The sequence below is a fragment of the Pseudomonas sp. NPDC087336 genome (assembly GCF_044744285.1).
Taxonomy (GTDB): domain Bacteria; phylum Pseudomonadota; class Gammaproteobacteria; order Pseudomonadales; family Pseudomonadaceae; genus Aquipseudomonas.
The window spans coordinates 138,848-151,450 of sequence record NZ_JBIUYA010000011.1; the positions used below are offsets into that span (position 1 = coordinate 138,848).

General features: G+C 60.5%; 10 protein-coding genes and 1 tRNA gene. 3 read left to right on the forward strand and 8 right to left on the reverse strand.

Translation table 11 applies throughout. The annotated features are described in order from the left end of the window. Positions 1-23 precede the first annotated feature (23 nt). Complete coding sequence (dibA, locus tag ACIO0C_RS13675) at positions 24-1,949, reverse strand: phosphodiesterase DibA (RefSeq protein ID WP_401312703.1); 1,926 nt, start codon at positions 1,947-1,949, stop codon at positions 24-26. A gap of 147 nt (positions 1,950-2,096) precedes the next feature. Here dibA and desA point away from each other — a divergent pair, with 147 nt between their 5' ends. Both desA and ACIO0C_RS13685 read left to right on the forward strand, forming a co-directional pair. After that, positions 2,097-3,281: a delta-9 fatty acid desaturase DesA gene (gene desA / locus ACIO0C_RS13680; protein WP_401312706.1), complete on the forward strand. Its 1,185-nt coding sequence runs from the start codon at positions 2,097-2,099 to the stop codon at positions 3,279-3,281. Positions 3,282-3,430: 149 nt separating this feature from the next. Continuing rightward, entirely contained in the window at positions 3,431-4,417 is a 987-nt protein-coding gene (locus ACIO0C_RS13685) for a GGDEF domain-containing protein (protein WP_401312709.1), read from the forward strand. A 90-nt stretch (positions 4,418-4,507) separates the two neighbouring features. On the opposite strand, the gene ACIO0C_RS13690 is transcribed toward ACIO0C_RS13685, so the two are convergent. The 3 genes from ACIO0C_RS13690 to gabD form a co-directional block, all read right to left on the reverse strand. Further along, positions 4,508-5,725 (reverse strand): HDOD domain-containing protein, encoded by a 1,218-nt coding sequence (locus ACIO0C_RS13690; protein WP_401312712.1) that lies wholly within the window; start codon positions 5,723-5,725, stop codon positions 4,508-4,510. 137 nt (positions 5,726-5,862) lie between these two features. Beyond that, entirely contained in the window at positions 5,863-7,140 is a 1,278-nt protein-coding gene (gabT, locus tag ACIO0C_RS13695; protein WP_008055411.1) for a 4-aminobutyrate--2-oxoglutarate transaminase, read from the reverse strand. Positions 7,141-7,340: 200 nt separating this feature from the next. Beyond that, positions 7,341-8,783: an NADP-dependent succinate-semialdehyde dehydrogenase gene (gene gabD, locus ACIO0C_RS13700; protein ID WP_401312715.1), complete on the reverse strand. Its 1,443-nt coding sequence runs from the start codon at positions 8,781-8,783 to the stop codon at positions 7,341-7,343. Positions 8,784-9,130: 347 nt separating this feature from the next. Between gabD and ACIO0C_RS13705 the strand changes: the two genes are divergently transcribed. After that, positions 9,131-9,207: transfer RNA gene (locus ACIO0C_RS13705), tRNA-Arg, on the forward strand. Between the two features lie 78 nt (positions 9,208-9,285). On the opposite strand, the gene ACIO0C_RS13710 is transcribed toward ACIO0C_RS13705, so the two are convergent. Genes ACIO0C_RS13710 through ACIO0C_RS13725 form a run of 4 tightly spaced genes read right to left on the reverse strand, consistent with a single transcriptional unit; the run spans position 9,286 to position 12,519 of the window. Further along, positions 9,286-9,555: a hypothetical protein gene (locus ACIO0C_RS13710; protein ID WP_401312716.1), complete on the reverse strand. Its 270-nt coding sequence runs from the start codon at positions 9,553-9,555 to the stop codon at positions 9,286-9,288. A gap of 20 nt (positions 9,556-9,575) precedes the next feature. After that, positions 9,576-10,199 carry a hypothetical protein gene (locus ACIO0C_RS13715; RefSeq protein WP_401312719.1) on the reverse strand — a complete coding sequence of 208 codons (624 nt, stop codon included), beginning with the start codon at positions 10,197-10,199 and terminating at the stop codon, positions 9,576-9,578. Then, positions 10,196-10,777: an RNA polymerase sigma factor gene (locus tag ACIO0C_RS13720; RefSeq protein ID WP_218953681.1), complete on the reverse strand. Its 582-nt coding sequence runs from the start codon at positions 10,775-10,777 to the stop codon at positions 10,196-10,198. Before ACIO0C_RS13720 ends, ACIO0C_RS13715 begins: the two co-directional genes overlap by 4 nt. A gap of 29 nt (positions 10,778-10,806) precedes the next feature. Continuing rightward, complete coding sequence (locus tag ACIO0C_RS13725) at positions 10,807-12,519, reverse strand: von Willebrand factor type A domain-containing protein (protein ID WP_401312722.1); 1,713 nt, start codon at positions 12,517-12,519, stop codon at positions 10,807-10,809. Positions 12,520-12,603: the final 84 nt, after the last annotated feature.

The following is a 12,603-nucleotide window of genomic DNA, read 5'->3' on the forward strand; positions in this document are numbered from 1 at the left end:
TCCCATGCTCCGCGTGGGAACGATCAGCGCGGGAAAATTACGGGCGCTCGAGCCCAATCCAATGAAGCCGCCGGCACCGGCCGTCCAAACCAGTAACCTTGCCCCAGATGGCTGCCGTGTTCGAGCAGGAACGCCGCCTGCGCGACCTGTTCGATGCCTTCGGCTTGCACCTGCATGCCCATGCTCTGCGCCAAGGCGATGATGACCCGCACAATGGCCGCGTCATCGTCATCCCCTGGCAACCCGGCGACAAAGCCCTGGTCGATCTTGAGTTTCTGTACTGGCAGGCGCTTGAGCCGCAACAGCGACGAATAACCGGTGCCGAAATCATCAATGGCCAGTTGCACACCCAACTCCCGCAGCCGATGCATTTGCTCGAGCGCGACCTCTGGATCTTCCATCACCGCGCTCTCGGTGACTTCCAGCTCCAGGCAAGCCGGGTCCAGGCCGGTTTCGAGCAACACCTGCGCAACCTGTTGGTACAGCTCACGGCCGGCGAACAGACGCGATGACACATTCACCGCGACAAACGACAACGCCACGCCCGCCTGCTGCCACCGGCACATCTGCTCACAGGCCTGACGCATCACCCAGGCGTCGATCTGCGCGATCGACCCGGTCCGCTCGGCAACCGGAATGAATTGCGCGGGTGACACCATGCCGCGCTGCGGATGCTCCCAGCGCACCAGCGCCTCGACGCCGACCAGGCGACTGGTCTTGAGATCGTGAACGGGCTGGTAAAACACGCGCAGCTCGTCCTGCTCAAGCGCCCTGCGCAGCTCAGAGGCGGTCTCGACCCGCTGCTGGGCATGGGCCGTCAGTTCTTCGGTGTACAGGGCATAGCCATTGCGCCCGCCACTCTTGGCCTTGAACAGCGCCGAATCGGCGTTGCGCAACAATTGCTCGGCACTCAACGCATCACTGGGGAACTGGCTGATACCGATACTGGCGTTGATGAACAGCCGATGCCCTTCAATGTCGAAAGGCTCCTTGAGGCCCTCGATGATCCGCTGGGCCAGCGCCGCGGCCTGCATCAGTTGCGGACAGCTTTCGGCCAGCACGGCAAACTCATCGCCCCCCAGGCGCGCCAGGGTGACCCCAGGGTCGAACATGGCACGCAAGCGTTCAGCCACCGCCTTGAGCAATTGGTCACCCATCGTGTGCCCGAGGCTGTCGTTGATCATCACGAAGTGATCCAGATCGATCATCAGCAATGCACAGCCACGCTTGTGGATCTGCGCCGATGCCAGGGCTTGCGTGGCGCGGTCGGTGAACAGCAGGCGATTGGGCAGGCCGGTAAGCGGATCGTGATGAGCCAGGTGCCTCAACTCATGTTCCGAGTCCTTGATCGCGCTGATATCGGAAAACACCGCCACGAAATGACTGCAACGCCCCTGGTCGTTGTTAATGAGGCGAATGGTTTGCCATTGCGGGTAGATTTCGCCGCTCTTGCGGCGGTTCCAGATTTCCCCACTCCACTCGCCGACGCTGTTGAGCGTGGCGAACATCGCCTGATAGAAAGCGGGTGGATGATGCCCCGACTTGAACAGGCTGGGTTGGCGCCCCAACACTTCTTCACGCTGATAGCCGGTGATTGCCATGAAGGCGCGGTTCACGTGCACGATCAGCCCTTGGTGATCGGTGACCAACACCCCTTCACGGGTGCAATCGAACACGGCGGCGGCCTGGCGCAAACGCTCGCGGTCTTCGCTTCGCTCGCGCAATTTCGCGCCGACGCCCAGACAACGCAACAGCCTAGACCGGGCGATGAAGATCACGCCTGCACTCAACACCACCCAGGCATAACCGTTGATCAGTTGCCAGCGTAAGCGCTCAGCCGAGTTATCGAATAAACTGCTCAATAAATAGCCACTGAGCAGCATCCAGACCACGGAAATCAGCAGGTAAAGCAGCGCTGCACGCATGGCATCGCGATAGCTGGCAGACATAAGGCTGTCCATGTCCCTACGAAAAAGTCGGGATTATAGTTTAAAGACACATCCTGCCACTCATATCTGAAAGGGCGACTGGTTTTCTCTGTCCGCTTAGTGATAATGCATCGGCTGTTTTTTTCTTTTTCGAGGGCCCTATAGCCTATGTGGTACGAAGGTTTTCTCGGCTTGTCGCCCTGGTCACTGGTGGCAGTCACCCTGCTGATGACCCACGTCACGATTATCGGCGTCACGGTCTATCTGCATCGTTACTCGGCCCATCGCTCGCTTGAGTTGAATGCCGGCCTGAAACATTTCTTCCGCTTCTGGCTGTGGTTGACCACGGCGCAGAACACCCGCGAGTGGACCGCCATCCACCGCAAGCATCACGCCAAATGCGAAACCGTCGATGACCCGCACAGCCCGGTGATCAAGGGCCTGTCCACGGTCTTGCGCAAAGGCGCCGAACTGTACCGCGCCGAAGCGGAAAACCCCGAGACGTTGCGCATCTACGGCAAGAACTGCCCCGACGACTGGATCGAACGCAACGTCTACACCCGTTTTCCACTGCTGGGCGTGGCGATCATGGCCGTTATCGACCTGCTGCTGTTCGGCACCATCGGCATCACCATCTGGGCCATCCAGATGATGTGGATCCCAGTGTGGGCCGCCGGCGTGGTCAATGGCCTCGGCCATGCCGTGGGTTACCGCAACTTCGAATGCCGCGATGCGGCAACCAACCTGGTGCCTTGGGGCATTCTGATCGGTGGTGAAGAGCTGCATAACAACCATCACACCTACCCTAACTCGGCAAAACTGTCGGTGAAGAAGTGGGAGTTCGATCTCGGCTGGGCCTGGATCCAAGTGTTCAGCTTCCTGCGCCTGGCCAAGGTCCAGCGGGTCGCGCCCATTGCCCACCGTGTCGAAGGCAAGGGCAACCTGGACATGGACACCGCCATGGCGATCCTCAACAACCGCTTCCAGATCATGGCCCAGTACCGCAAGCTGGTGATCGGGCCGCTGGTCAAGCAAGAGCTGGAAAAGGTCGATCACTCGGTCCGCCATCAGTTCCACCGCGCCAAGCGCTTGCTCTCGCGCGAAACCAGCCTGCTGGACGACAAGCACCATGTACGCATCCAGAACATGCTCGAGCACAGCCAGGCACTGAAGGTAATCTACGAGAAACGCCTGGCCTTGCAGCAGATCTGGGTCAAGACCAGCTCAAATGGCCACGACATGCTGGCCGCCATCAAGGACTGGGTCCACGAAGCCGAAGCCAGCGGTATTCAATCGCTGCGTGACTTCGCCGATCAGTTGAAAACCTATTCCCTGCGCCCAAGCGCTACCTGAAACCGTTGATCGGTGCGCCCAATGCCCGGGCGCACCCTTCGGAACTTCGCTGCAAATCCCTCATCTCAAAGACTATTCGCCATTCCAGGCGGGCTTCGCTGTGGCCGCTTCGAACCTCGAGCGGTGCACGCCCTTTGAGATTTGTGCCGATGGTCAACAACCAACAAGACTCATCCCTTGCGCCGTGGCCCGAGGCCGCGCAAACCCTGATGGCGCTGATGCACGCCCAAGGCGAGGTGGCGCGCCTGAGCGAACGCGAACAGCTGCTGAGCACCTTGCTGGTGAGCGTCAACGCGGTGCTGTGGGCATTCAATTGGGAAACCCGCCAGGTGCTGTATGTCAGCCCCGCCTATGAACGGATTTTCGGCCGCAGCGCCGACCTGCTGTTGGCCGACTACAACCAATGGCGCGACAGCATTTACCCCGACGATCTCGAGTACGCCGAGCGCAGCCTGGCGGACGTGCTGGTCAAAGGCGCCGTTGAAGACCGCGAGTACCGGATCATCACCGCGGACGGCCAGCTGCGCTGGCTCAGCGACAAGTGCTTCATCAACCGGCAGGCCGAGCCCGGGCAGCCGGTGATCATTGTCGGCATCGCCGAAGACATCACCGACAAGAAACAGCTGGAGTCCGAACTGCAGCGGCTGGCGACCACCGACACCCTGACCCGCAGCAGCAACCGCCGGCATTTTTTCGAAGGTGCCGACCACGAATTCGAACAGGCGCGACAACAGGGCACGCCGCTATCGTTTCTCATGCTGGACATCGATGACTTCAAGGTCATCAACGACACCTACGGCCACCAGGAAGGCGATAACGTGCTGCAGCACATTGCCGACAGCGGCCGCGCTGCACTTCGCCGCGGCGATCTGTTCGGCCGCATTGGCGGCGAAGAGTTCGCCGCGGTATTCCCCGGCTGCACGCCGCAGATGGCGCTGCAAGTGGCTGAGCGCGTGCAACGGGAGATTCAGGCCTTGACCTTCAACCACGACGGACAGACATTCGGCATCACCGTCAGTCAGGGGCTGACCAGCCTCACGGCCGAGGATAAAAGCGTGGAAAGCCTGTTTGCTCGCGCGGATGCGGCGATGTACGAGGCCAAGCGCCAGGGCAAGAACCGCATCATCACCGCCTGACCGGCACGGTCCCCCTGTAGGAGCCGGCTTGCCAGCGAAAGCGGTGAACCTGACTCACCGAGCCGTCTGGATTCGCTGGCAAGCCAGCTCCTACAAAGGGCGGCGCATCCGCACCAACTCCGGCAAACCGATCTTCAGCAGCCGCGCCGTCCGGCTCTTGGCCAGGTCCTCAACGCCCTCATGCTCGGTCAGGCGCGCCAGTTGCGCCGCCATGTTCATCACCAGGGCCTCGCGGGAGTAAACCCCGCCACCGAGCTGGTAGGCCGCTGCAATCAGCTGCCGTAACTCCAGCGGCAGACGCCAGCGGGTGCGCAACGCCGAACCGTAGGCGGCACCGAACTCGGCCAGCGCCTCGCCCACTTGCTCCTGCTCGTCCAGTTCGCCACCGGCCTGTTTCCACTCCTGCAAACAGCGCAACAACGCCAGATCGCCCAGCCGATGCAACATGCCGGCGCAGTAGCAACGTGCCTGATCCAGATCCAGCAAGCGTGCCAGTGTTCGCGCGTATTCAGCCGTGTGCAGCGACAAATCCCAGTAACGCTCGGCATAATCCGCCAGCTGGGGATCGCTGAGCCGCGCACTGCGCTTGAGTGTCAGGCCCAAGATCAGGTTCATGCTCTGCCCGGTGCCCAAACGATGCAACGCCTGGGACAAGGTCTGCACGGCGGTGCCACGGTGCTGGGCGGCGCTGTTGGCGGCGGCGATCAGCACGGCGGTGACCTGTGGATCGGTGCGGATTTCATCTTCCAGCACCGTCAAATCCAGGCCATTTGGATTGAGGCTTCGCTTGACCGCCACTTGCACGTCGGTCATCAACGGTGCGCCTTCCGCCAGTTCGCGACGGCGTTCAAGGAACACGGGCAACGTCATGCCCGGCGCCAGCGCCGGCACCTCGCACGATACCTCTTCCCCGGCATTCAGCAGCAAAGCCTGCAGGCGCTGGGTCAGGCTTGCCATGTTCAGGGGTTTGGTCAGGTACGCGGCGGGCGCCAGCGGCAAGGCCTCACGTACGCTCGCAGCGTCGTTGCGACTGCTCATCAGAATGAAGGGCAACGGTGGATTACGCTTGCGCTGGCGCACACTGCGCAACACATTCAGGCCATCGACGCCTGGCAACTCCCAGTCGGCGATCACCAGGTCGTAAGGGTTTGACGCCAGCAACTCCAACGCCTGCTGGCCATCGGCACACAAATCCAGCCGCGCATCGCAGCGAACGTTCAACAACACTTCCTTGAGCAGATCGCGGGCCCATGGGTCGGCCTCGGCGATCAACACTCTAGGAATCGCGGGTAAAATGACGACGGTCATACAGCTCTCCCTGGCAATGCGTGAACCTTAAGCCAAAGCCGGCCACCGGATACAGCGCTAATACGCGGGTTGTGTTTTCGGGGGCATGAAAAAACCCGCCGAAGCGGGTTTTTTGTGAAGCAGGTCACACTCGGTGATCAGAGCTCGGAGAAGCACTCTTCGATGATCGCCAGGCCCTTGTCCAGTTGCTCGTCCGGCGAAGTCAGCGGTACCAGGACGCGCAGAACGTTGCCGTAGGTGCCGCAGGACAGCAGGATCAGACCCTTGTCGCGAGCCTTGGCCACAACAGCCGCCACGGCGGTCGGGTTCGGCTTGTGGCTATCGCCACCTTCGAACAGCTCGACCGCGATCATCGCGCCCAAGGCACGCACTTCGCCGATTACCGGGTACTTGGCCTGGATAGCTTTCAGGCCAGTCACCAGACGCTCGCCGACAGCCTTGCAACGGTCCAGCAGGTGCTCTTCTTCGAAGACTTCCATTACGGCCAGGGCCGCGGCGCAAGCGATCGGGCTACCGGCGTAGGTGCCGCCCAGGCCGCCTGGAGCGATGGCGTCCATGTATTCAGCCTTGCCGCACACTCCGGCCAACGGGAAGCCGCCAGCGATGGATTTGGCGAAGGTGGTCAGGTCGGCAGCAACGCCCATCTGTTCCATGGCGAAGAAAGTACCGGTACGGCCTGCGCCGGTTTGTACTTCGTCAGCGATCAGCAGGATGCCGTGCTGGTCGCACAGGGCACGCAGACGCTTCATGAATTCTTTCGGAGCGACGTAGAAACCACCTTCGCCCTGTACTGGCTCGATGATGATGGCAGCGATGTCACGCGGCTCGGCGTCGTTCTTGAAGATGCGCTCGATGCTGGCGATCGAATCGTCGATGCTCACGCCATGCAGTTCGTTCGGGTACAGCGCGCGGAACACGCCGCCTGGCATCAGGCCCATGCCGGCCGAGTAAGGCACGACTTTACCGGTCAGGCCCAGGGTCATCATGGTGCGGCCGTGGTAAGCGCCGGTGAAGGCGATCACGCCGGCACGGCCAGTGGCGGCACGGGCGATCTTGATGGAGTTTTCAACGGCTTCGGAACCGGTGGTCACCAGCAGGGTTTTCTTGGCGAAATCACCTGGCACCTTGGCGTTGATTTTTTCGCACACTTCTACGTACGGCTCGTAGGCCAGTACCTGGAAGCAGGTGTGGGTCAGCTTGTTCAGCTGCTCAGTCACGGCGGCGATGACTTTCGGGTGCACGTGGCCGGTGTTCAGTACGGCGATACCGCCAGCGAAGTCGATGAACTCACGACCTTCAACGTCGGTCACGGTCGCGTTCTTCGCGGACTCGGCGAAGATCGGGTGAATCTGGCCAACACCACGTGGAACTGCATTGGTGCGGCGGGCCATCAAATCAGCGTTAGTCTTGCTCATTACATTCCTCATTCGCCGCTCATCGGTCGGCGTGGTTCAAGGATTAAGCGGTGGGGAGGCACCTGCGGCAGCATGCGATGATCGACTGCCACAGCGTTCCCGACCACAGAGAAAATTCCGGTTTGAAACGGCGCAAAGGGACAGCGCTCTCGTGCCCTTTGCGCTTGAAGCCATGCCTTGCCGGGCTTATGCCCTCGAGCTTAGATGCCCAGGCAGAGGTATTTGATTTCCAGGTAATCTTCGATGCCGTACTTGGAGCCTTCACGACCCAGGCCCGAGGCCTTGATGCCGCCGAACGGCGCGACTTCGTTGGAGATCAGACCGGTGTTGACGCCGACCATGCCGTATTCCAGGGCTTCTGCCACACGGAACACGCGACCCAGGTCGCGAGCATAGAAGTACGAAGCCAGGCCGAACTCGGTGTCGTTGGACATCGCGATCACGTCGGCTTCGTCTTTGAAGCGGAACAGTGGAGCCAGTGGGCCGAAGGTTTCTTCCTTGGCCACGGCGGCGTTGTTCGGCACGTTGGTCAGGATGGTCGGCTCGAAGAAGTTGCCTTCCATCGGCTTGCCACCGGCCAGTACGGTCGCGCCTTTGCTCAGGGCGTCGGCGATGTGCTCTTGCACCTTGGCTACGGCTTTTTCGTCGATCAGCGGGCCAGTGGTGGTGCCGTCTTCCAGACCGTTACCGATCTTCAGCTTGGCCACGGCCACTTTCAGCTTCTCGGCGAAGGCGTCGTAGACACCGTCCTGAATGTACAGCCGGTTGGCGCAGACGCAGGTCTGGCCGTTGTTGCGGTATTTGGAAATGATCGCGCCTTCGACGGCCTTATCCAGGTCCGCGTCGTCGAACACAATGAACGGTGCGTTGCCGCCCAGTTCCAGGGACACTTTCTTGATGTCCTTGGCGCATTCGGCCATCAGTTGACGACCGATTTCGGTCGAACCGGTGAAGGACAGCTTGCGCACGATCGGGTTGCTGGTCAGCTCGGTACCGATGTCGCCGGCGCTGCCGGAAACAACGCTGAACACGCCAGCCGGAATGCCGGCACGCTGGGCCAACTCGGCCAAGGCGAAAGCAGAGTATGGCGTTTGCGAAGCTGGTTTGAGCACCATGGTGCAACCGGCGGCCAGGGCAGGGCCGGCTTTACGGGTGATCATTGCCGCCGGGAAGTTCCACGGGGTGATTGCTGCGGTCACGCCGATTGGCTGCTTGATCACGATCAGGCGCTTGTCTGGCTGGTGGCCCGGAATCACGTCACCGTAGATGCGCTTGGCTTCTTCGGCGAACCATTCGATGAAGGAAGCGGCGTAAACGATTTCGCCCTTGGCTTCGGCCAATGGCTTGCCTTGTTCCATGGTCATCAAGCGAGCCAGGTCGTCCTGGTTCTCGATCATCAGTTCGAACCAGCGACGCAATTTGCTCGCACGTTCTTTGGCGGTCAGTGCACGCCAGGCCGGCAGCGCCTTGTCAGCGGCTTCGATCGCACGGCGGGTTTCGGCAGCGCCCATTTTCGGCACGGTGCCCAGGATTTCGCCCGTTGCCGGGTTGTTGACCTTGATCGTCTGACCGTTGTCCGCGTCTACCCAAGCGCCATCGATGAAGGCTTGCTGGCGGAACAACTGGGTGTCTTTAAGCTGCATGTCGGCTTTCCTTAACAGCACCGCGCACGCGCGGAGCAAATTATGATTGTAGAAAGGCGCCTCAGTAGGCTGCCGTCAGGGAAATCATTCACCGGGCTGAAGCACATAAATAGCGCACTGATTCAAATCGTGCGGTTCAGCACCCAGACAAGAGCGTTTGAAATCTCAAACGAATCCTAGGATCAAAGGGGGTAAAGGACAATAGCCTGTTCGAAAAAAAGAACGAAAACGCCGCATTTGCTGCTATTTTCTGATCAACGTAGCAAACGCAGGTTACGCTTTTAAAAAACGCATGCGATTCAGCAGCATGGACGCCCGCATTGCATATGCGTATCATGGCGCCCGCTGCACCAGTAGCTCAGCTGGATAGAGTACTGCCCTCCGAAGGCAGGGGTCGTGGGTTCGAATCCCGCCTGGTGCACCATACGTTGAAACGAGAAAGCCTCAGGCCGTTGGGTCTGGGGCTTTTTTGTGAGTCAAAAAAACCGCCGAAGCGGTTTTTTCATTCTGTCGTCCAGTCAAACTCGTCGTATTCATCATCCTCATCGTCCTCGAATTCTTCCTCTTCAAGAACGTCTTCTTCCTCTAAGCCCTCGGCTTCCGGCTGATTCAGCAGAAAATCCTTACGGCTCTCGGTAATTGCCCGCCGTAATTCCTCGCCCTTTTCCGGGCAGTTGAGCATTTGGGCGATGCGGTCGATTTTTTTTGTCACGGCATCCTCCAACGCATCGACTATGGCCCGATAGTGCGCGCATTCGGGCCTTGATGCCAAATCGTCGAGCGTTATGCCGGTCAGTTTTTCTGCAGGTCCTTGAGTCGGGCGCTGAGGTTTTCGTCGGGAAAGCGTTTGTGCAAGTCGGCCAGTAGTTTATCGGCGGCTTGCCTGTGCCCGGTTTTTTGCAGGCGCAGCACTTCGCGCAATTGTTCATCCAGGGATTTCACCGGTGCTGCAGCACGCTTGCTGGTTTTGGCTTCGTCCGCCATGTCGGCACTGAAGGATTCTTCTTGCGCTGGGGCCACCGATTCCGCCATTGGCGCGGCGGGTGCAGGGGCCGGTGCGGAGAGCGCGCCAGCCGGGGCTTTCAGGGAACGGGATAGCGTTGGCGGCGCTGCTTCGGCTTCCTGTTTGGCGACCGGTGCCGCAGGCGCGAAGTCGTAGCCTGGTACTTGCTCAGGTGTGCGCTGCACCAGCGTGAGCATCAGCGCGATGCCGACGAGGCTGGCGAATGCCACTTGCCAGCGGGGTTGCTGGCAGGCGCGAAGCCAGCGTTGCCACAGGCCTGGCTTCGGCGCGGGTAGCGCGCTGTGCGCGGCGGCCAGGATCAAGGCGTCGAGAGGCGCCGGGGGTTCGCCGGTGGCTTGCTCGCGGTAATGTTCGAGCGCTTGGTGATCCTTGGTGTGCTTGGCGTCAGTCATGTCAGTACCTCCTCGGCCAGCAGCCGACGCAGTTTTTGCTGGGCGTAACGCAAGCGACTCTTGACGGTTTCCAGCGGTGTTTCGGTAAGGGTGGCGATCTGTGGTAAATCGAGATCGCTGTAGGCGCGCAGCAGGAACACTTCACGCTGGTCGGCGGGCAAGGCTTGCAGGGCGGCTTCAAGGCGCTGGCTGTCGCGGCTCAGGCTCAGCAGCTGTTCAGGGTCGGCCGCCTCGTCAGGCAGGGCATGGGCCTGTTCGTCGTAGCTGTCGTGCAGCGGTTGATGGACGCCGTGTTTGCGCCAGTGATCGATCAAGCGATTGCGGGCAATCTGGTAGAGCCAGGTACGAAAAGTCGCCCGACCTTGTGGCTGACTGCCGCTGCGGATCAAGCTCAGCCAGGTTTCCTGATAGACCTCCTCGGCGAGTTCAGCCCTACCGCTCAACCCCAGCAAAAATCGGTACAAGCCCTGACGGTGGCGCGCGTACAGAATCTCGAACGCCGCACCGTCGCCCTCGCGATAACGGGCCAGCAGCGATTCGTCGCTGCTGGCCTCAAGGCTGCTTGCAGGTGCAAACAGCTGGCTGATGAAGCCCTTCAGTCGGCTCACTATTCAATCCGTCGTTCAGTGGCAGTTGGATTCGACGCCGTGGTGGTGCGCAAGCTCTGCGCCAGTTCCACCAATTGTATGAACTCGCTGCGCAGGCCGAAGCGGTCATCGCCCCGGGCACTACGGGCCAGCGCTTCGGTGTCCTTGAGGCTGAACTCGCCGGTGTAGCGTCCGTCCTTGAGTTGTTGGGAAAACGCTGCCACTGCCGCGGCAAAGCGCAGGTCATCGCTGGCCTTGCCAGTCGGGGAATCAACGATCGGACGCTCGATCAAGCGACTGTTGCCACCTTCCGGCAATTGATAACGCACACGCAGCATGGCCAATTCGCCATGTTTTTCGGAAACCGCGGTGCCCGGTTGAGCGTAGCGCAGCGGCTCCAGCCAGCCCTTCTCTCCCTTGGGGACAATTTCGTACAACGCAGTCACTGTGTGTCCTGCACCGACTTCACCGGCATCGACCTTGTCATTGCTGAAATCCTCACGATTCAATGCACGGTTTTCATAACCCAGCAGGCGATATTCGCTGACGTGCGCGGGATTGAATTCCACTTGCAGCTTGACGTTTTTCGCCACGACGGCAAGGGTCGAGCCCAGTTGATCCACCAGCACCTTGCGCGCCTCACGCAGGTTGTCGATGTAGGCGTAGTTGCCATCGCCGGCATCGGCCAGTTGTTCCATCAGGTGTTCATTGTAGTTATCCACACCGAAACCCAGGGTGGTCAGGGATACACCCGTCTTGCGTTTATCCACAGCCATTTGCTTGAGGCTGTCGAAGTCGCTGATGCCGACATTGAAGTCACCGTCCGTGGCCAGCAGCACGCGGTTGATGCCCTTGGGGATAAATGCCTGTTGCGCCTGTTGATAAGCCAGCTCGATGCCCGAGGCTCCGGCGGTGGAACCGCCCGCGGTCAATTGGTCGATCGCTGTACGAATCTTCGCTTTTTCCCGTCCAGAAGTGGATTCGAGTACCACGCGCGACTCCCCGGCGTAGACCACCAACGAAACCCGATCCTGTTCACGCAGTTGATCGACCAGCAATTTCAGTGTGCTTTTGACCAGCGGCAGGCCCTCACGGCGATCCATCGAGCCGGACACGTCCACCAGGAACACCAGGTTCGCCGGGGCCAGTTCCGCGACCGTACGGTCCGAGGTCTTGATGCCGATGCGCAATAAGCGCGTGTGCGGGTTCCAGGGTGAAGCTGCCAGTTCCGTGGTCACGCCGAAGGGCGAGCCGTCGGTGGGCAAGGCGTAATCGTAAGGAAAGTAATTGACCATCTCTTCCAGCCGCACCGCCCCTTCCGGTGGCAGTCGTCCCTGGTTGAGCAAACGGCGGACGTTGGCGTAAGCGCCGGTGTCGACGTCGGCGCTGAAGGTCGAGACCGGTGCTTGGGCGACACTGTGGATCGGGTTGTCTGCCAGGGCCTGGTATTGCTCTCGCTGTTCGGCGCGATAGCCCTGTGAATACGTCTCTTCGGCCGGTATCGGCGCGAAACGGGTCATGGGCGCCGCGCGTACGCTGCGTTTGGCCACCGCGGCATCAGCCACGACGGCTTCATGTTGCACCAAGGCTTCGCTTTTCAGCTCAGCCTGAGCCGGTGGCGGTGCCGCTGCGGACTCAGGTTTCGAAGATACGCCGCATCCGGCAATCGCCAGCAACAGCACCGCGGTAAAGCCTTGGGCGACCGGACGTAGAACATGCAGGGGGAGAGACATGGGGCTGACCTCAGGAGGAAATTGATCCATTCATCCTGTGAGACGGACAGCCCGACCCGTTTGGGTTAACCCAGGCTAAAAAAC